This window comes from Dyadobacter ginsengisoli DSM 21015, assembly GCF_059568735.1.
The window spans coordinates 245,671-267,562 of the sequence record NZ_JCANTY010000012.1 but is presented as its reverse complement, the minus strand read 5'-3'; the positions used below and the strand labels follow the sequence as shown (position 1 = coordinate 267,562).

The 21,892-nt window shown below is 48.0% G+C and carries 12 protein-coding genes; 9 read left to right on the top strand and 3 right to left on the bottom strand.

What is annotated here, in order from left to right:
- Positions 1 to 228, top strand: a 228-nt coding sequence (locus BP71_RS34800) for a hypothetical protein (RefSeq protein WP_496386291.1), incomplete at its 5' end; no start/stop codon positions are given.
- A gap of 54 nt (positions 229 to 282) precedes the next feature.
- On the opposite strand, the gene BP71_RS34795 is transcribed toward BP71_RS34800, so the two are convergent.
- The 3 genes from BP71_RS34795 to BP71_RS34785 form a co-directional block, all read right to left on the bottom strand.
- A complete protein-coding gene (locus BP71_RS34795; protein WP_496386290.1) occupies positions 283 to 1,458 on the bottom strand; it encodes an endonuclease/exonuclease/phosphatase family protein in 1,176 nt (391 codons plus the stop codon).
- 114 nt (positions 1,459 to 1,572) lie between these two features.
- Positions 1,573 to 2,733: a molecular chaperone DnaJ gene (gene dnaJ / locus BP71_RS34790; protein ID WP_496386289.1), complete on the bottom strand. Its 1,161-nt coding sequence runs from the start codon at positions 2,731 to 2,733 to the stop codon at positions 1,573 to 1,575.
- 38 nt (positions 2,734 to 2,771) lie between these two features.
- The gene (locus BP71_RS34785; protein ID WP_496386288.1) at positions 2,772 to 3,344 is read right to left on the bottom strand and encodes a nucleotide exchange factor GrpE; all 573 of its coding nucleotides are present in this window, start codon (positions 3,342 to 3,344) and stop codon (positions 2,772 to 2,774) included.
- Positions 3,345 to 3,504: 160 nt separating this feature from the next.
- On the opposite strand from BP71_RS34785, the gene queG reads away from it, so the two are divergent.
- The 8 genes from queG (at position 3,505) to BP71_RS34745 (ending at position 21,892) form a co-directional block, all read left to right on the top strand.
- Positions 3,505 to 4,452 carry a tRNA epoxyqueuosine(34) reductase QueG gene (gene queG / locus BP71_RS34780; RefSeq protein ID WP_496386287.1) on the top strand — a complete coding sequence of 316 codons (948 nt, stop codon included), beginning with the start codon at positions 3,505 to 3,507 and terminating at the stop codon, positions 4,450 to 4,452.
- Between the two features lie 78 nt (positions 4,453 to 4,530).
- A complete protein-coding gene (locus tag BP71_RS34775) occupies positions 4,531 to 4,944 on the top strand; it encodes a DUF1761 domain-containing protein (RefSeq protein ID WP_496386286.1) in 414 nt (137 codons plus the stop codon).
- 393 nt (positions 4,945 to 5,337) lie between these two features.
- Positions 5,338 to 8,430: a SusC/RagA family TonB-linked outer membrane protein gene (locus BP71_RS34770; protein ID WP_496386285.1), complete on the top strand. Its 3,093-nt coding sequence runs from the start codon at positions 5,338 to 5,340 to the stop codon at positions 8,428 to 8,430.
- A 20-nt stretch (positions 8,431 to 8,450) separates the two neighbouring features.
- Positions 8,451 to 9,998 carry a SusD/RagB family nutrient-binding outer membrane lipoprotein gene (locus BP71_RS34765; RefSeq protein ID WP_496386284.1) on the top strand — a complete coding sequence of 516 codons (1,548 nt, stop codon included), beginning with the start codon at positions 8,451 to 8,453 and terminating at the stop codon, positions 9,996 to 9,998.
- Positions 9,999 to 10,111: 113 nt separating this feature from the next.
- The gene (locus BP71_RS34760) at positions 10,112 to 13,408 is read left to right on the top strand and encodes a VCBS repeat-containing protein (RefSeq protein WP_496386283.1); all 3,297 of its coding nucleotides are present in this window, start codon (positions 10,112 to 10,114) and stop codon (positions 13,406 to 13,408) included.
- Between the two features lie 330 nt (positions 13,409 to 13,738).
- On the top strand, positions 13,739 to 16,843 hold the full coding sequence (locus BP71_RS34755) for a SusC/RagA family TonB-linked outer membrane protein (RefSeq protein ID WP_496386282.1): 3,105 nt from the start codon (positions 13,739 to 13,741) through the stop codon (positions 16,841 to 16,843).
- Between the two features lie 13 nt (positions 16,844 to 16,856).
- Positions 16,857 to 18,434 carry a SusD/RagB family nutrient-binding outer membrane lipoprotein gene (locus BP71_RS34750; protein ID WP_496386281.1) on the top strand — a complete coding sequence of 526 codons (1,578 nt, stop codon included), beginning with the start codon at positions 16,857 to 16,859 and terminating at the stop codon, positions 18,432 to 18,434.
- 143 nt (positions 18,435 to 18,577) lie between these two features.
- Entirely contained in the window at positions 18,578 to 21,892 is a 3,315-nt protein-coding gene (locus BP71_RS34745; protein WP_496386280.1) for a VCBS repeat-containing protein, read from the top strand.

The following is a 21,892-nucleotide window of genomic DNA, read 5'->3' as shown; positions in this document are numbered from 1 at the left end:
AAAGCATTGGAAATTGCCGAGACCATGGCGACCCGTGCTGACGAGGTATTGAGCTGGGCGAAGGATAATGGTACTACCAGACGCCGCGATACGAGCGTTTATCTGTACACCATGCAAGTGATCGTTCAGGAATGCCGCGAAGCCAAGCAAGAGGCTGCTGCCAAGAAATATGAAGCCATATTCCAGAAACATATGGCGGCGTTCAATATGTACGGCGGGCAGCAATAAAATAGTATTTCTGTCAACAAAACGCGGCCCCGGATTCCGGGGCCGCGTTTTGTTTTATTCCAGTTTCAGTTTTACCCAAACCAGCCGATGGTCGGAGCTTGACTCGCGTTTTTCGACGAGGTCAGCCATAGGCTCGCCCTTACCAGGCCAGAAAACACCACTATCGATCGCTTGAAAACCCTCTTTGGAGGGCAGGACATAATCTGCACGCATCCGCCAGAATGCCGTGTGGTTTTTTGCAAATGCGTTTGTTGGGGAATGTTCCGCACCGCCTTTGCTGGCTGGCGTAAAGTTGTGATTTACCTTCGGATTGCCGAGAAGCGTTTTAATGCCTTCGGGTATTGCATTACCCTCATCCGGCGACGCATTCTGGTCGCCCAGAATGACAAATGCAGCATGGGAGGCGAGGCCGCCTTTTTTACCGTTGTCGTCGTATATGTAAGATCCCCGGGAGTCGCTGATGTAATCATTCCAGAAACGGATCTCGTCGTGATTACGCTTGCCGTTCCGGTCTTCAGGGCCATCGAACGACGGAGGGGTAGGATGACTGGCCAACACGTGGATCGTTTTGTCGCCTATTTTAACCGGAATATCCCAGTGTGATTTGGAAGATAAGGGAAACTGGTCCCATGCTTCGGGTACATACCAGGTCGATCCATCGGCCTTGGTGGTTTTTAGCGCGTCTGGCATATCTTTCCATTTGAAATGCTGAAAGGTACGCACGGCTCTCAGATCAATCGGGTATCTTGATAAAAGTACCATGCCGTATTGGCCGGGATAGTTGCCAAAGCCCCAGGCATCTGCTCCGAACTGCTCTTTCTTCCCGTTATTATCGAGGTCGAAGGGGCTCGGCTGCCCGGTGTTGACAGTAGCGTAGTAATAGTAGGGATAATCGATACCCTTTGCGCCGTCGGAGTCAGCTTTGAGATAGGACTTCACGAATTGGCCCACACCTGCTGTTGGGTCTTTGATATAATCGAATTCATTGAGCAGAAGCACATCCGGCCTGACGGTTTTGATAATTTTTGCGATGTTCCTGATCTGCTGGTTGTTACCCGAGGCGAGTTCTTTAACGAGCACCTGTTCGGAGTTTCCCGGAGTGCCTCGGGGAAGATAATTTTCGGCTTCCATACTTACATTATACGTCGCGAAAGTGATGGTGGAAGGAGCTTTTTGGGCCAGGAGCAAGTCCGAACAAAGTAATGCGCAGGAAAGCATGAATGATTTCATGTATGGTGAATTTTGGTTAGCAATGGATTGATGATGAATGGGTAGGTGTCAAGCAAAAAGAGCCGCTCCGGTTAGGAAGCAGCTCTTTGGAATATGTTTGTCAGGGATACATGATCAATGAAAAAAGTCTTTCATTTTATCAAAAAAACCCTTTTCATTCTTGCCGGGCTTAGGCTGGAAGTTTGGCGAATGACGTAACGATTCGAGCGTGGCCCGTTCATCGGACGACAACTGCTGCGGTGTCCATACGTTGATATGTACGAGCTGATCGCCTTTTCCGTAACCGTTCAGGTCTTTAACTCCTTTCCCTTTCAGACGAAGGATTTTGCCAGCCTGCGTTCCTGATTCGATATTAATGCGCGCTTTGCCGTCGATAGTAGGTATTTCTACCGAGGTGCCCAGGGCTGCATCGATAAAGCTGAGGTGCATGTCGTATACAACATTGTTTCCGTCTCTTTTAAGCAATGCATCTTCCTCTTCCTCGATCACGATCAGCAGGTCGCCCGCTACGCCTCCGCGTGCAGGCACATTGCCTTTTCCCGACATGGAAAGCTGCATTCCCTCTGCAACACCACCCGGAATGTTGAGCGTGATCAGGTCGTCCTGTAACAACCGGCCTTCTCCTGCACAAGAGTCGCAGCGTTCGCTGATAATCTTGCCGTCGCCGTTACAGGTAGGGCAGGTAGCCGTAGATACCATCTGGCCGAGCATTGTGCTGACTACCTTACGGACCTGGCCTGTGCCGTTACAGCCATTACAATTGGTGAGCGAAGTCCCGTTCTTGGCTCCGTTGCCTCCACAGGTATTACAGGTTACGTGCCTTTTTACCTTGATCTTCTTCTCGACGCCGTTTGCAACTTCCTCGAGGTTCAACTTCAATTTGATTCTCAGGTCTGATCCCTTGCGTACGCGCCGGCCGTTACCGCCCTGCCGTCCGAAAATATCACCGAAAGGGCTGCTGTCGCCAAAAATATCCCCGAATTGCGAGAATATGTCGTCCATGGTGAAACCTCCGCTGAAACCGCCTGCCCCGCCTCCCGAAGCACCGCCTACACCAGCATGACCAAACTGATCATACCGCTGACGTTTGATGTCATCGCTCAGGACGCTGTAAGCTTCTGCTGCCTCTTTGAATTTGTCTTCTGCGGTAGGATCGTCCGGGTTTTTGTCCGGGTGAAACTTGATCGCGAGCTTGCGGTAAGCCTTTTTGATGTCATCCGCAGAGGCGCCACGATCCACCCCAAGGACTTCGTAAAAATCTCTTTTCTTTGCCATTGTTAATTCTGATGTATCCTGTAAGGAAGGTTAAGAGCTTATGCGCCTACGATTACTTTGGCGTAGCGTATGACCTTGTCATTCAGGTAGTAGCCTTTTTCGATTTCGTCGATAACCTTTCCTTTCAGGTCTTCCGAAGGTGCAGGGAACTGTGCGATGGATTCATGAATGTCGGCATCGAAATCCGCACCTTTGGATTCCATGGCTTTGAGGCCTTTGGATTCGAGGGCCTTATAAAGTTTGGTATAAATCAGGTCGACACCTTCTTTCAGCGCCTCTATCTCCGTCGATGAGTCAAAGGAAACCTTGGCACGCTCGAAATCGTCAACGATCGGCAGGATCAGTTTGACCGTATCGGCGCTCGCCCCGGAGATCATCTCAAGTTTTTCCTTAGCGGTGCGGCGGCGGAAGTTTTCGAAATCCGCGTACAGGCGAAGGTATTTGTCTTTCAATTCTGCAATTTCGGCCTTGGCAGCATCCAGGGGATCAGATTGCGGCGCCTCCCCAGTAATCTCCTGTCCGGCGTTGTCCATCGGGACAGAGTTGGAAGTTTCAGAATTTTCTTCGTTAACCAGATTGTCAGTCTCCAATGAAGCTTTATCCTCGTTCATTTCGTAATTTTTGTCTTGATCTATGTTGAATTCTGTATTTTCCGGCATGGTTCTCCTTAATAATGTGTCTTTTACAACAGCCTCTAATCTCCTAAATTACTTTGCCACGGCTAAATTACTGACAAGATGGCATTTTACAATCAATTTGTAACTTTGCAATATGACTACGGAAGATATCGTCAAGCAGGAGAGGAGTCAGTGGATCAAGGCCAAAGCAACGGAGATCGGCTTTGATTTCTGTGGTATTTCCGAAGCGGTATTCCTGGAAAAGGAAGCTCCGAGGTTGGAAAAATGGCTGCAACTCAATCATCACGGAGCCATGGGCTACATGGCAAACCATTTCGACAAGCGGCTTGATCCGCGTAAACTGGTGGATGGAGCAAAAAGCGTTATTTCTGTGCTGCTCAATTATTACCCGGCGGAAAGGCTACCAGAGGGAGACGATGATCTCAAACTCTCCAAATACGCCTACGGCACCGACTATCATTATGTATTGAAGGAAAAACTTGGTGCATTGCTGGCTGCCATGCAGGAAGAAGTCGGAGAGGTGAATGCGCGGATATTTGTCGATTCGGCACCGGTTATGGATAAAGTATGGGCTGCGCGGAGTGGTTTGGGATGGATCGGGAAGCACTCCAACCTGCTGAACCGTGAAATGGGCAGCTTCTTCTTTATAGGTGAAATTATTTGTGACCTTGATCTGGCACAGGACAGTGCCACCGGCGATTACTGCGGTACGTGCACCAAATGTATAGATGCATGTCCGACCGACGCTATTACGGACCCTTTCGTGGTGGATGGGAGCAAATGCATCAGCTACTATACCATCGAATTGAAGGAGGCCATTCCGGAAGAGGTGCGGGGTAAGTTCAATAATTGGATTTTTGGATGCGACATCTGCCAGGATGTCTGCCCGTGGAACCGCTTTGCGCGCCCGCATAGAACCGCACAATTCGACATGCCGGAATCGCTGGCCGGATTCTCAAACGACGACTGGCGCGAGATAACCGAGGATGTATTTCGGGAAATTTTCCGGCGCTCGCCTGTAAAAAGGGCGAAATTCGACGGTTTGAAGCGTAATATCGAATTTGTTATATCCCCTGAATAAAAAGCACAATTATTTCCGAAACCTCTTATATTTGGGCCGGGGAGTTCCTTTCGATGACTGAATAAAACACTCAATACAATGAGAAAACAATCTGTCAATCTTTGGGCCGTGCTAGTATGTGTAGTGATAGGTCAGGTGATACCAGCTTTATGGTATAGTGCATTTTCAGAGCAGTGGATGGCGTTAAATGGCTTCACCATGGAGCAGATCAAATCCGCTGTCAGCCCCGTTCCTTATCTCGCCAGCATTGTTTCTACTTCATTCATGGCTTACACCATTGCCTGGGTGTTTACCAAAATTCCTGTCAAATCGCTTCTGATGGGTTTTCTGATCGGGTTACTTTTCGGCATTGTTTTCATACTGTTCGAAACGATCGTGAAGGATATGTTTTCGTTCCGGCCACTGGCACTTTCTCTGATCAACGGCGGAGTGAGTGTCGTCGTATATGCCATTACGGGTGGTATACTGGGCGTGTGGCGAAAGTACGAGTAACTGCTGTGTCTCCCCGGACGGTTGCAACTCCACCTCTCATCTTGATTTTATACTAGTTCCAGGTACAGGCTCTGCATTAGGTTGTAGTACTTTTTTTGTAGTTTTTGTTCGATTTTTCGATTGCTATCCCGTAGCTCCGTACATAGGTTAGCGTTAAAACGTAAAGGCCAAATCTAAGTTTGTGTTTCGAGCACGCAACAAAATTATAAGCTGTTTGATAATTGTGTTCAGGACAAATAATGTTCCATTGTATCTTTAATATGCCATTTTATGTGTTCTATTTGATCGTTTAGGCCAAATATTAGTTTAGTACAATTAAAAAAGGTGGAATAAATTGCTTATTTGTTGGAATAGATTTAAATTTCATGAAAATCCAAAAAACCCAACAGACCTATGAGCAAAACTTTACAGTGTGTGCTACTCACGTTACTGCAGGTAGTACTTTTAATTTCTACATCATACGCCCAGGACCGGCAGGTTATCGGTAAGGTGAATGATGAGAACGGGGCCGGACTTCCCGGTGCCAATGTCCTGATCAAAGGGACCACGAGGGGAACTAATACGGATGCGGAGGGAAATTTCAGTTTGAATATGAGCGGTGCCGGAACGCTGATTATTTCTTCGGTGGGTTATACATCCAAAGAAGTAGAGGTGTCTGCAAACATGACCAACATTACCATATCCGTCGATGCAGATGTGCGTAACCTGGGAGAGGTCGTGGTGACAGCCCTGGGTATCAGTAAGGAACAGAAGACTCTGAGTTATGCTACTCAGATGATTAATACCGATAATTTTGCAAAAGCCCGTGAATTGAATGTGGCCAACTCTCTTTCGGGCAGGGTGGCCGGTCTGGATATTGTCCGTTCATCCTCAGGGGTTGGCGGGTCGAGCCGGATCGTGTTGCGTGGTGACCGGTCTATTACCGGGAATAACCAGGCATTGATCGTAGTCGATGGCGTACCTATAGATAACTCGAACTTTAGCCCGGGTAACGCAAACGGTGGTCGGGACGCAAGCGACGGGTTGTCGAGCATTAATCCTGATGATATCGAATCCATCAACGTATTGAGAGGGGCGTCCGCAACGGCTCTCTACGGTAGCCGTGCGGCAAATGGTGCCTTGCTGATCACCACCAGAAAAGGGGCGGTACGTAAAGGTATTGGTGTAAATATCAACAGTACCTTCCAGGCGGAGCGCGCGATGGAGCTTCAGAATTTTCAGAATACTTATGGCCAGGGTGTTGAAGGTAAGTTCTTCCCGAACAGCGAATTCAGCTGGGGCCCTAAAATGGACGGCCAGCAGGTGGCAGCATGGGGGCCTGATCCTGCCAATAAAGGTAAAACCTATGCTTATTCACCTAATCCGAATTCTTACAAAGATTTTTATTCGACAGGAACATCACTGGCAAATTCAGTTTCCCTGACTGCCGGTAGCGAAAAAGTACAGACTTACTTTTCTTACACGAATACCCATGCAAAAGGGATCGTTTCAAATAACAAGCTCGACCGCCACAATTTCAATCTGCGTCTGACCAGCCAGGTGACGAGTAAGCTTAGTTTCGACGGTAAGATTACCTATCTTAATGAAAACATTGAGAACAGGCAGCAAACCGGTGAGGCATTTGCCAATCTTCAGCGCCATATCCTCCGTCTGCCTCGGAGTATCTCCCTCGACCAGGCTCAGGACTTCGAATATGTAGATCCGTCCTCAGGTAAACTCCTTCAGAACTACTGGAACCCCGGCTCTAACGGCGGGCAGAATCCTTACTGGATCAAGAACCGCGTGCTTGCTGATGATACGCGGGATCGTATTTATGGCTTCTCGTCGCTGAGCTACAAGTTCCTGCCATGGCTGACAGTGATGGGCCGCGCCGGATATGACAAGTACATCGACAAGTTCGAAGGTAAATGGTATACCAACACCTATACTATCGCCGATTTCGGGGATTATCAGACCAACTGGCGTGACAATAGCGAGCTTAACCTTGATTTGTTCGCATTGATTAGTAAGCAACTCGGCGAGGATATCAAAATCGAGGCGACAGTGGGAGGCAACATTTTGAAACGTGATTATGTCAATCACCAGACCCTGAACAACGGTTTGAACCGCGATAACCTGTTTGTGACTACCAATGCAAGAAATTCTGTTACAAACCGGACCGTAACACAAACCCGCAAACAAGGTGTTTTTGCATCCGCCGACTTCATCTGGAAGGATGCGTTGACAATCTCTGCGTCAGCACGGAATGACTGGTCGTCGACACTGCCGAAAGCTAACCAATCTTATTTCTTCCCGTCGGTGGGTGCATCGGCTGTTCTTTCAAGCCTGTTCAACATGCCACAGGCGGTCTCATTCATGAAGATCCGCGGAAGTCTTGCACAAACCGGAAATGACGCGTCACCTTATCTGTTGGCTCAAACCTATTCCTATATTGCAGGGGGCGCCAACGGTTACATTATCCGTGACGACACCAAGCCGTTCCCGGACTTGAAACCCGAATTGACCAATTCACAGGAAGTAGGTTTGGAAGCTAAATTTCTTCAGAACCGCATTGGTTTCGATCTTACACTATATAACAGTAATTCCAAAAACCAATTGTTCCGCGTTTCGATCCCACCCGCTTCGGGATGGAGCTTCCAGTACATCAATGCAGGTAACGTCCGCAACCGCGGTATCGAGCTAACGTTGAACCTGGTTCCGATCAGAACAGGAGATTTTAACTGGAATATCGACCTGAACTATGCACGTAATATTAACAAAGTAATTGAGCTCGCCCCTAACTTGAAAACGCTTCCTTTGTCGAACGACTTCATGAACTTCATGAGGGCGGAAGAAGGAAGATCGTTGGGGCAGATTTACAGCCGGGGCTACAACCGCGACGCGCAAGGACGTATTATCGTAGGGCCAAATGGTATCCCGACTGTTACTTCGGGAACAACTGTACCAATGGGAACTTCACGTCCGACCTGGACAGGTGGTGTCACAAACCGCTTTTCATATAAGGGAATCAATCTGAGTTTCCTGGTAAGCGGAAGGCTTGGCGGGGTGGTGACTTCGTTCACCAATGCGGTAATCTATGCTGATGGTGTTACCGAGGAAACGCTTGCTGGTCGTGATGGCATGGTGATCGACGGTGTGCAGGCTGATGGTAGCAAAAATACCGTTTCAACTACGGCAGAGGCTTACTGGAAATTTGTGGGTGGTCGTAACACGCCTATTGGGGAAGCATTTACTTACAGTGCGTCCAACATCAGGCTGAGAGAGCTTACACTGGGTTATAGCCTTCCTCAGAAGATAATCGGCAAGTCGCCTTTCCAGACTGTGTCGCTGTCACTTGTAGGGCGTAACCTGTTCTTCATCATGAATAAGGCAAAGGGATTCGATCCAGAGCTGGTTGCAGGTTCTGCCAACACTACGGTAGGTCTTGAATCATTCTCTATGCCCGCGACACGCTCACTTGGGGTGAATCTTAACTTGTCATTCTAATTGCTAAAATTCTGAAACAAATGAAACGGAGATATAAAATTCTATCACTGGCCTTGATTACTGCCCTTGCCGGAAGCACCTATTCCTGCACGGACAATTTTGACGAGATCAATACCAATAAAACGAAGCTGACCACACTGGATGGTTCAGCGATCGGTAATGCTTTTGCTGCTGCACAATACCGGTCCATTCAGGCAAGTTGGCAGACTTTTCAAAGTTTGTTCGCCGACTTGCAAGGGCAGTACTTTGCAAACATCGCGCAGAACTTCTCGTCCGACCGTAATGTGATGGTGGGTAACTGGCTCAACGGTGCATGGAGCGGCTTCTATGGTACTGCAATCCCGCCGTTGCTTGGGGTTTTAGAAAATACCAAGCCAGGGGCACCGAATGAAAACCCGGCCATGTATGCCATTGCCAACATCTGGAAAGTGTACATGTACCTACCCCGCACCGATTACTGGGGTCCCATTCCATATACCAATGTAGGAAATGGAGAAAGCAGCGTAGAGTATGATTCGCAAGACGTAATATATAAGGATTTTGTTAAAACCCTTGCGACATCAACAGCCGCTTTGCAGGCATTCAAGGGGACGAATGTCTTTGGCAGCAATGATCAGATCTATGCGGGAAGTGTTGACAAATGGATACTTTTTGGAAACACTTTGCGCCTGCGCGTAGCCATGCGGATGTCGAAAGTAGAACCGGCATTGGCTAAAACGGAAGCGGAAGCTGCGGTTGCGGGCGGCGTATTGTCGACGAACGCCGATGACGCTTTCCTGAAAGTGACTGCCAACTCTTTCAATCCGATGAATCAGGCTACTGCATGGAACGAATTCCGGATGAGCGCGGCGATGGAAAGTGTGTTGAAGGGGTACGTCGATCCACGGATCAGCAAGTACTATGCGCCGGTACCGGGAACGGTGAGTACCTTTAAAGGTTTGAGAAATGGCTACACTCAGGGAGAACTTGGCGCCCCCGAAAACAACGCCAACGCAACATCGAACGTGGCAGATCAGTTTTTGCCAGCCGTTCAGGCTACCAATTCATTCGCGATCATGTATGCTTCCGAAGCATATTTCCTGAAAGCGGAAGGAGCATTGAAAGGCTGGAATATGGGGGGAACTGCGAAGGAGTTCTATGAAAAAGGGATCGAAACGGCCTTTAAACAATGGGGAATTGCAGATGCGGCGGTGATCACAGCCTATACGAACGGTACAACTACTCCGATAGCGCTGAGTGACATGGCAAAAACTCCTGCACTTTCGGATATTCCTGTGAAGTTCTCCGCGGACCCTGCCAAGCAAATGGAGCAGATCATTACACAGAAATGGCTGGCCAATTATCCAAACGGACATGAAGCCTGGGCTGAGTACAGAAGAACGGGATATCCAAAGCTATACGCAAGGATAAACTCGGATAATCCCGATTCGCCTAAGGATGCTGTTGTAAGACGCACACCATTTGTGATCGGAGAATTCCAGTCGAATGCGGCGGCAGCGCAGGCTGCCCTGGGTAAACTCGGCGGTGAAGACAAATCCAGCACCAGGTTGTGGTGGGATAAGCCCTGATCGTAGAAGTTAACAGATATTTTTTGAAAGAAGCGAAAAAGGCAGACGGTCCGTCTGCCTTTTTGCAATCCAGTAATTCATATATATTTAGCCAGGCTATTGCTCACAAATCCATGCGAAAACTTTTCCTTTTGCTGATCCTCATTACCGGCTGTAAAAAAGAAGAAAAACTCTTCACACTGCTCGACGCAGGCAAGACTGGTGTGGATTTCAACAACTATGTCGACGAGGACGCCGAAAACAACGTCCTCCGATACGGTTATTTCTATAATGGCGGTGGCGTGGCGGCAGCCGATTTCAATAATGATGGGTTGATGGACCTCTATTTCACCGGCAATATGGTAGCCAATAAGCTGTATCTCAACCGGGGCGATCTCGATTTTGAAGATGTTTCGGAAAAATCCGGTACCGCGCTGAATGAGGGCTGGAAAACCGGGGTGTCGCTGGTGGATATCAACGACGATGGCTGGATCGATATTTTCGTCAGCAGGGCAGGAGCGCAGGATCCGAACCTCAGGAAAAAACTGCTATATGTGAACAATGGCAAAACCAGCGATGGTATTCCGACATTCACGGAAAAAGCAGCTGAATACGGACTCGATGACCCTTCCTATACCACCCAGGCGGTGTTTTTCGATTATGACCGGGATGGGGATACGGACTGTTTTCTGCTGAATCACTCATTGCAGGAATATGCCGGGTTCTCCAACCTGCTTGCCAATTATCGCCAGCAGCGTAACGAGGCATTTGGCAACAAGCTCCTTCGCAATGACAGCGGCAGGTTCACCAATGTGACAGATTCGGCGGGGATCGTTTCGAATGTGCTGAGCTTTGGTTTGGGAGTCAATGTGAATGATTTCAATAACGACGGCTGGCAGGATCTCTACATTGCCAATGACTACAATGAAAACGATTATTTGTATCTCAACCAGCAAAACGGCAGTTTTAAAGAGGTGATCCGGGAAGCGATGGGGCACGTGTCGCTGTTTTCGATGGGTACCGACGCTGCCGATTTGAACAATGACGGACTAATGGACGTCCTGACGTTGGACATGCTTCCCAGTTATAATGAACGCATTAAATTGACGTCGGGAGATGACAACTACGATAAGTATCAGCAGCTGTTAAGGGCAGGTTTTCATGACCAGTCGATGCGGAACATGTTGCAGATCAATAATGGCGTGAACAGTAATGGCGTGCCGGTTTTTAGCGAAATAGGACAACTTGCGGGCATTTCGAATACCGATTGGAGCTGGGCTGCGCTCATGGCCGACTTCGATAATGATGGTTGGAAAGATATTTTTATCTCCAATGGCTACGCCCGTGATTACACCAACATGGAATTCCTGAAGTATTCAACCGACAAGCAATTGCAGGCAGGGCAGGGGGGGAAGGCACCCTCGCAAATGGAGATCATAGCGCAGATGCCACCCATCAACGAGCCCGATTACATTTTTCAGAATCAAAAGGACCTGACCTTTACTAAAAAAATCAAGGAATGGGGGTTTGAGAAAAATAATCAATCGAATGGCGCCATCTATGCCGACCTGGACAATGACGGTGATCTGGATCTGGTGACGAGCAATGTAAATCAGAAAGCATTTGTGTATCGCAATAATGCGGAGAAAATGCTGGGGAGTAACAGTTCGCTGCGTGTCCGGCTCACATCCCCTAAATATGCCCATCTGGCGGGGGCCAGGGTAACATTGTATTCCGATTCCATCACGCAAACACAAAACTTTATCCCCGTTCGCGGTTTTCAGTCCGCGCAATGGGATATGTTGCATTTCGGTTTGGGTACTCATGTTAAAATTGACTCACTCGAAGTAGTTTGGGCCGATGGCAGCAGGCAGGTTGTCAAAAAGATACCGGAAAGGGAAGTCGCACTTCGCTATTCGGACGCACGCAAAGTATCCCGGACGTCCACGGGCGGACACGCACCTATGTGGGAGCCCGCCTCACTCGCAGACTTCACACACATAGAAGATACGCGTAACGATTTTCGCATACAGACTCTCCTGCCGGGTATGCTTAGCTATCAGGGGCCGCATTTGGCACAAAAAGATATCAATGGCGATGGGACCGATGATTTTTACGTCGGTGGGGCCCGGGGGCAGGCCGGCGCTTTGTTTTTGAGTAAAAAGGAAGGGTTTCAAAAATCGGCGCAACCTGTGTTTGAAAGCGATGTCGCATTCGAAGATAGTGACGCGGTGTTTTTCGATGCCGACGGGGATGGGGATCACGATTTGCTGGTAGCGAGCGCAGGTTACGAGTTGAATGCAGGTGATCCGCTGCTGTTGCCCAGGTTGTATTTCAATGAAAAAGGTAATTTCAGAAAGGGTGCCTTGCCCGCGTCCGGTCGTAATGCTTCGTCCATTGCAGTGGCTGATGTAGACAAGGACGGAGATGCAGATATTTTTCTCGGCTCGAGAGTCATGCCCGGGCGATTTCCTGAAAGCCCGGGAGCTGTCTTGCTGATCAATACAGGAAAAGGCACTTTTACGGATCAGACCCGAAACCTGGCGCCTCAGCTCGCGCAGGCAGGTATGGTCACGGATGCTGTTTTTCAGGACCTGGATCAGGACGGCTATCCCGAACTGGTGCTGACCGCCGATTGGATGCCCGTCCAGGTATTTGGTAATGGAAACGGAAAGCTGACCAATTCAAGCAACAGATGGGGTACAGCGGGGCTGCATGGCTGCTGGAATGTGATTCGGCCGGGCGACCTGGACGGCGACGGCGATACCGATTTTGTGGTGGGGAATATGGGGACTAACTGGCAATGGAACATCACTTCACCGGAAGGCTTAAAGCTATATGCAGCTGATTTTGACAACCTGAACAGGATCGTGCCCGTAATAGCGATCACGGAACAAGGCAGAGAGTTTCCCTATGCAAGCAGAGATGAGCTGCTTGATCAGATTCCGTCCCTCAAAAAGAAGTATACGGACTACGTCAGCTATTCCAAGGCGACATTAGGTGAGATGCTTCCCTCGGAGAAGCTGAAAGGGGCGAAGAGCCTGTCGGCAAGTGAATACCGGAGCGGAATCCTGGAAAATGCCAATGGAAAACTGATGTTCCATGCGTTGCCGGTAGAAGCGCAGTTTGCACCGGTATATGCCATTGCGCTCAGCGACATGGACGGAGATGGAAAGCAGGACATAGTTTTAGGAGGAAATGTGAAGCAGACGCGCGTTCGGATGGGTAAGAATGATGCAAATCTATTGCAGGTATTTTCCAATAAAGGAGGTCTCAAGTTCAACTATTTGCCGCAACGAAAAAGTGGTTTTTATGTAAACGGCGATATGCGTGACCTGGCCGTTTTACAGGCAAATGGTTCGCGGTTTCTGGTTGGTGCAATGAACAATGCGCCATTGATCGTCTATCGTTTCAGAGGTAACGGAAATTAATTTTTAATTAAAACTCCGAATGTCCGGATAACCTCATAGGAGGCTGTCCGGGCATTTTTTATTGCTTTCCGAGTCAAAATAAGATTAGATCCAGAGTAAAATGAATTGTGAACGTACACGGTGATGGTAACCTGATGCCAATCAAATATTTATAAAAAGCGTCGTATAGTCATCCTATAAAAGTTAAAAAAATGACATAAGTGTAAATCGTTTTTAAAATTATTTAATTATGAAATATTTTATGATATTTGCTCCGAGCGGGTTTTTGCCTTGCAATAATTCGGTCAATACCAAATCTAACCTATTTTAAATTTACTAATTTATCGACCTATGAAAGAAAAGCTACGCATGGCCTTGGCGAAGGGAATCATCCCGCTGGGGCTATTTCTGCTTTTTGCATCTTTGCCCGCCTTTGCTCAGGAACGGACTGTTTCAGGCAAGGTCTCAGATGAAAAAGACCAGGGCCTCCCTGGCGCCTCAGTAACGGTGAAAGGTACAACGAAGGGTGCAAATGCTGATGTGGAAGGCAATTTCTCGTTGACGGGAGTGAAGGACACAGATGTATTGGTGTTTAGTTCGATCGGATATCTGAAACAGGAAGTAAGTGTGGGTGAGCGGAGCACATTCAATGTAAAAATGATGCCCGACGTTGCGAATTTGGAAGAGGTGGTGGTGACGGCGCTGGGTATTTCCAAAGACAAGAAGGCGCTTGCTTATGCTGTTACGGAAGTGAAGGGGAGCGATTTCACACAAGCCCGTGAAGTGAACCTTGGTAATGCATTGTCCGGCAAGATCGCCGGGGTGAATGCTACCAGTACTGCAACAGGTCCTGGTGGATCAAGTCGGGTGTTAATCCGCGGTAACGGATCTTTGAGTGGAGGTAACCAACCTTTGTACGTAATTAACGGTGTGCCCATTGACAATACTAACGTAGGAAGTGCGGGAATGTGGGGTGGATTTGATACAGGCGATGGCTTGAATAGTATCAACCCGGACGATATCGAATCAATGACTGTTTTGAAAGGCGGTACCGCCGCTGCGCTCTACGGATCACGCGCTGGTAACGGGGTCATCTTGATCACCACGAAATCGGGTAAGGGAAGCAAAGGTATCGGTGTGGAATATAATGGAACCTACACTTTTGAAAAGGTAAGGGATCTGACCGACTGGCAATACGAGTATGGGTCAGGAACACAGGGTGTAAAACCGACGACCAAAGATGAAGCACTTGCAAATGGTGCCGTTTCATGGGGAGCAAAACTGGATGGTTCTCCTACTGTTCAGTTTGACGGTGTAGCTCGTCCATATAGTGCACAGAAAAAGAATATCGAAAATTTCTATCGCACAGGAAGCACTTTTTCTAACACGGTTGCTATTTCCGGCGGAGAAGAAAAATTGAATTTTCGTTTTTCTGCATCCAATGCGGACTCTAAAGGAGTTGTACCGAATGCAACTTTTAATAGAAAGTCATTCAACTTGAGTGTCAATGCAAACCTGGCGAAAAAACTGATTTTTGAAAGCGTTGTGCAGTATAACATCGAAGAGGGTAGAAACAGAAGCTTCCTTTCGGATACTCCTAAAAATCCGAACTTTGCTGCTTATATGATTGCCAACAACGTAGACATCAGGAACCTGGCACCAGGTGTGGACAGCAGAAATTACGAAATGCTCTGGAATTCGAATGTGTATGCGCAAAACCCGTACTTCGCGACGAATTATGTGAAAAACAGCGATGATCGTAAGCGTTTCCTGGGTTCTTTCAGCCTTCGCTACAATTTGACGGACTTTCTGTACGTGCGGGGCCGAGTGGGAACCGACTTGAATACGATCGACTTCGAAAGTATCGAGCCAACCGGTATTGCTTATGCCACCGCAGGTTCTATGGGGACCAATGTGCGTAAAATCAACGAGACCAACGGAGAGCTCTTGCTCGGTCTCAACAAAGAGATCGGTGATTTCAGCCTGAATGCAATCGTTGGCGGAAACCAGATGTACCGAGTGAATCAAAATATGTACATCGGAGGAAGTCAGTTTGTGATTCCGTTTAATTATTTTCTGGGAAACCTCACGAGCAGCGACAGAAATATAGAGTACAAACCATTTAAGATCAATTCGCTTTTTGCTTCTGCTGATTTGAGCTGGAGAAATATTTTGTTCCTGACCTTCACAGGACGTGAAGATTGGTTTTCGACTTTGGCTCCTGCCAATAACCACATCTTCTATCCCTCCGTCGGTTTGGGATATATTCTTTCCGATGCAATCAGCGATAAACCAAGCTGGCTGACCTATGCTAAAGTACGCGGATCTTGGGCTCAAGTGGGTGGCGGCTATCCTGATCCTTATGCATTGAACCTGACTTATACTTTGCAGGGTAATCCCTATTCGAGTTATCCTTTAATGAACATCGGAACCAGTACAATACCTAACCAGAATCTGAAACCGAACACTTCGACAACGACAGAATTTGGTATCGAGACAAAGCTGTTCCAGAACAGAATAGGTCTTGATTTGACCTACTACGACCGTGTTACGACCAATGACCCCGTAAAGGCTTCAACATCAAGTGCTAGTGGTTATAATGATGTATTACTAAACGTGGGTAAGGTGCAAAACAAGGGTGTCGAGATATTATTGTCAGGAACACCTGTTAAAACTCCTGGTGGATTTATCTGGAATGCAAGCTTTAACATGGCTTACAATGCCAACACCGTTGTGAAAATTGCAGAAGGCCTCCCTACACTTTCATTGGATGAATCCCGAACCCGTAATGCATACGTCTATCACTTCGAAGGCCAGCCTTACGGTATGATAGCCGGATCGAGAATGAAGCGGGATGCAAACGGTAATGTCGTATATAACAAAGCAACAGGTTTGCCGATCCAGGGGGACTTCGAAATGCTTGCCCGTGGTGTGCCGCCTTTGACGATGGGTTTGACCAATACTGTAAGCTATAAAGGCGTTTCCCTAAGCTTCCTGATCGATGGTAAATTTGGAGGTTATATTTACTCGGCGACAAATGCCTTCGCCATGTCGAGAGGTCTGTCAAAGGTAACTACTGACAATAACGTACGGGAAACGGGCGTAGCCGTGACAGGTGTTGATGAACAGGGTGAATCTTTCTCAAAAACATTAACCGCCCAGGATTACTACTCGGGTATCGCGACAACAATCACTGACCAGTCGATTTACAAATCGGACTTCCTTAAACTACGCCAGATGACTTTGGGTTATAGTATTCCTAAAAGCGTCTTTGGGAAAATGCCTATTCAATCCGTTAGCTTGTCTTTTGTAGCTAGAAACCTTTTCATTCTCTATAAAAAGGTACCTAATGTTGACCCGGAATCAACATACAATAGTGGAAACGGCCAGGGGCTTGAAATGTTCGGTGTTCCACCGACCCGCAGCTACGGTCTGAACCTGATGGTTAAATTCTAAATCGATTTGCGAAATGATAAAATATATTAATAAGACGAAACTCGCGATCATAGGCGGGATTTTGACTGCGGGGCTCACTATTACTTCCTGTGACAAAGGATTTGTAGAATTGAACACCAATCCGAATGCGGTTACGGAACCGATCCTGGAAAATCTTTTTACTTATAATGTTGTAAAAACTGCGGGAACAGGGTACGAGAACCACCGTGGGAACCTGATTTATGCAGGTGCGATGGTACAGCATTTTGCTTCTTTGACTACTTACTGGTCTGGGGATAAGTATTTGTCGAACGTGGAGTATTACAGTGCGTTTTTTGAAACCGCGTATACCAACCAGGTAAAGGAGATTGAACAGATTATTTCGCTGACCAAGGATAAGCCTGACCTGAGCAATAAATACAATATTGCGCGCATCTGGCGGGCATTCATCTACCACCGGATCAGCGACCTATACGGTGATATTCCTTATTCGGAAGCTGGACAAGGATTTCTGGATGGCGTTTTGTCCCCCAAGTACGATACCCAGGAGGTTATTTATAAAGATTTGCTGAAAGAGCTTGAAGAAGCCGGCGGTGCGTTGGATGCAGCAAAAGCGACTTATGGTGCTGCTGACCCGCTGTATTCAGGTGATGTTGCGAAATGGAAGAAGTTTGCCAATTCAATGATGTTGCGTCTGGGTATGCGTTTGACGAAGGTAGACGCTGCTACGGCTGAAAGCTACGTGAAAAAGGCGATCGCAGGCGGTGTGATGGCCAGCAACGGCGATATTGCGAGGTTACTCCATTACGATACCAACGATAATAACCGTAACCTGGACGCTAACACGCTGAAAACACAGGAGTATGATGCAGCGAACCTGAAAGGTAAGGCAAACAGTAAGCTGAGCAAGACCTTTATTGATTTTCTGCAAACTAATAATGACCCTCGTCTACCTTACATAGCAACTTTGTGGGAAGGAAATGCGGACAGAAATCAACTTCCGACTGCTTCTGCCCCTGCATCTCAGAAAGGTTTGCCGAATGGTTATGATCCCACTACGATCAAAACGCTGATTCCTTCGTGGAGCGATAATTCACTGGCGACTTACTCAGAAGCAAATCTGAACTACATCGCAAGCAATGCCGCTCCGACTGTATTTCAGTCATATGCGGAAGTAGAATATCTCCTTGCTGAGGCGGCACTACGTGGCTGGGGGGATGGCGACGCAGCCGGACACTACAATAAAGGTGTGACTGCGGCCATGAGCCTATTTACGATCTATGGAGCAACGATACCCTCGGCGTCGATAACGGCTTACTTGGCCGCTCATCCTTTTATCACGACGGGAATGAATGCGCAAATGGAGCAGATCCATACCCAATATTGGGCAGCTACTTTTCTGAACTCTTATGAAGCCTACGCGAACTGGAGAAGAACAGGATATCCGACATTGAAGCCAACCAACTACGCCGGAAATGCAACCGGAGGTGTAATCCCCCGCAGATTGAGATATCCGGCTTCTGAGACGTCCAAGAATGCGGTAAACTACCGTGCAGCGGTGGCGATCCAAGGTCCGGATGATTTTCTGACCAAAGTCTGGTGGGATAAATAAACAAAACGAAAGCGATAGGAAATGTTAAATTTCTTATCGCTTTCCTCCAATATCACTGGACTAAGTTTTAACTTCAACTTTCGGTTGAAGTTTTTTATTTTAGTAGTAAATCTTCCTTTTTTAATTCGGTACTGCACATCCTAATGAACAACAGGGTCTCCCTTCGGTGCGCTTTCGCATTCCTTTCGTTGATATGCTCCTTCCATACCGCCAGAAGCCAGCAACCCCTTTTCCGGTTGCTCGATGCCAAGCAGACGGGAATCGGTTTCGAGAACCCGATCAGCGAAACCGAGAGCCAGAATGTGATGTCGTATGAATATTACTACAACGGAGGTGGAGTGGCCGTCGGGGATATCAACAACGACGGGTACGATGACCTTTTTTTTACCGCCAATATGGGTTCCAACAAGCTTTATCTGAACCAGGGAGCTACCGGCGGAAAAATGAAGTTTAAAGACATTACATCGTCGGCAGGGAAGGGATTGGAAGGCCGAAAGGGAGGCTGGAAAACCGGGGTGACCATGGCAGACGTGAACGGAGACGGCCTGCTGGACATCCATGTTTGCTACTCCGGCAAAGTGAAGGATGAGGACCGGAAAAACCAGCTTTTTATCAACCAGGGAAATCTCAAATTTGTCGAGCAAGCCAAAGAATATGGTTTGGATAACATCAGCTACAGTACCCAGGCCGCTTTCTTCGATTACGACAACGATGGCGATCTGGACATGCTGCTGCTGAACCATACAACCAAGAAGATCGACAATATGGAGCTCGCGAAGTTCCGTCAGCAAACCGACGAACTGGCAGGAAACAAGCTCTTCGAAAACCGTAAAAACCATTTCACAGAAGTTACCCAGAAAGCCGGCATTCATCAGTATCCGCTGACATTCGGTCTGGGTTTAGCCATCGCTGACGTGAATCAGGACGGTTGGCAGGATATCTACGTCACCAACGACTATAATGAGCCAGACTACCTTTACATTAACAACCGGGATGGCACATTTCGCGATGTTACCCGCCAGTACTTCAGGCACCTGGCGCAGTTTTCAATGGGGGTCGATATCGCAGATTTCAACAATGACGGCTTGCCTGATGTGATGTCGCTCGATATGCTGCCCGAGGACAACCAGCGTCAGAAACTTCTTCAGTTGCAGGAAAACTACGAAGCATTTGAGCTGATGGTAAGCCAGGACCTGCAAAAGCAGTACATGCGCAACATGTTGCAGCTCAACAATGGTAATGGTACATTCAGCGAGATCGCTCAGTTTGCCGGAGTTTCCAACACCGACTGGAGCTGGACGCCGCTCTTTGCCGATTTTGACAATGATGGTTATAAGGACCTGTTCGTATCTAACGGCTACCTGAGGGACTATACCAATAAGGATTTTCTCAAATACTGGGGCGATTACAAGATCAAACGGGCGGTCGACAAAGAGCCGTTTCAACTGATGGACCTCGTGAAGGCAATGCCTTCCACCAAGCTCGCCAATTATATTTTCAAGAATAACCGGGACCTGACTTTTACAAAAATGCAGCGAGCCTGGGGACTCGATCAGCCATCCGTTTCGAGCGGTGCCGTGTATGCCGATCTCGATAATGACGGTGATCTCGATCTGGTAGTGAATAACATCAATGAACCTGCATTTGTGTACCAAAATACGGCCAGCGAGACGCAAAACGGACATTGGCTGCAACTGAGTCTCAGGCAAAACGGCGGAAACGCCAGCGGCCTCGGAGCCCGCGTTTACATCCGGAATAAGGGTACGGTGCAATACCAGGAAGTGAGCCCGAATCGCGGTTACCTTTCCTGTACGCCATTACGTCTGCATTTCGGGTTAGGCGTGGAAGCAATCGCAGATTCAGTAACGATCATCTGGCCTGATGGTACCACGCAGTTGCTGGATCATGTGAAAAGCGATCAGCTTTTACAGGTGGAAAAAAAAGGAAGTAAGAGGGTTGAAAAGCCCGAAAATAGCACGGTAGCCAATGCATTGTTCCAAAAACAGACTCCTGCAATCGCTTACCAGCATGAGGGTTACAGCGAAAACGATTTCAAACGTCAGCCACTGATGCTGTCGATGTACTCTCAGACCGGGCCGGTGGTTGCGAAGGGCGACGTTAATAAGGACGGGCTGGACGACATTTTCGTGAGTGGAGACCAGAACAAGCAGGCCAAAATCTGGTTACAGCAAAAGGAAGGGTCTTTCCGCGAAATGCCTGGCTTTGCGATCGGGGATGAGAGCATATCTGCCATATCGGCGGCGGTCTTTTTTGATGCCAATGGAGACGGTTTCGACGACCTGTACATTGCCAAAGGCGGTTATTCACTTTTTGAACCCAATACTGTTTCATTGCAGGATGAGGTTTACCTGAGCGACGGCAAAGGGAACCTGAGCCTTTCGGTACTTTCCGTGCCGAATATGAAGGCGAGCAGCAAATCCTGCGTCCGTCCTTTTGATTTTGACAGGGATGGAGATCTCGATCTGTTTGTGGGAGGGCGGATTATCCCCGGGCGTTATCCTGAGGCGCCCGTTTCGTTCCTGCTGGTCAATGACGGTAAGGGGCATTTCGAAAACAGAGAGTCGCCGTTCTTCAGAATCGGGATGGTGACGGATGCGCAATGGGGTGACCTGAATGGTGACGGAAAGATTGAGCTGGTAATTGTCGGAGAAATGATGCCTGTTAAGGTTTTCACTTTCAACGGGAAGCATTTTGAGGATACGACGGCCGATTATTTCAAAAGCGAGGAGACCGGTTTTTGGAATACATTGAAAATAGAAGACCTCAACGGCGACGGCAAGCCCGATATCCTGGCAGGTAACCTGGGTCTTAATTCGCAAATCAAAGCATCCGATAAGGAGCCTGCCGAACTGTATTTTGCGGATTTTGACAAAAATGGCTCCATTGATCCGTTCTTTAATTTTTACGTCCAGGGCAAATCGTACCCGTTTGTAAGCCGGGATGAGCTGAACGATCAGATTTATCCCATGCGTAAGAAATTTTCCTACTATAAGGATTACGCCAACGCGACCATGGCAGAAGTGATCCCGGCGGCAGATCTGACCCGTGCAGGCAAACTGGAAGTTCGGGAACTTCGCAGTGTTTGCTTTATGAATCGTAATGGCAAGTTCGAAAAACAGGCCATGCCTTCCCAGGCGCAGTTTGCGCCGGCGTGCACACTACTCACAGGCGATTATAACCATGATGGGAAAAAGGACATTTTGTTTCTTGGTAACAAAACAGATAACCGCCTGAAAATCGGTAGTATGGATGCGAGCTACGGCAGTTTGTTTGCGGGCGATGGTGAGGGTGGGTTTCGTTACGTTGGTCAACCCCGTTCCGGTCTTTCCGTGACCGGTGATGTGAAATCCGCCATTCAGGTTACCATTGGTGCCCAACCTTTTTTAGTTATTGGCGCATTTAATGAGCCATTGCAGTTTTACAAAAATTCCAGATAG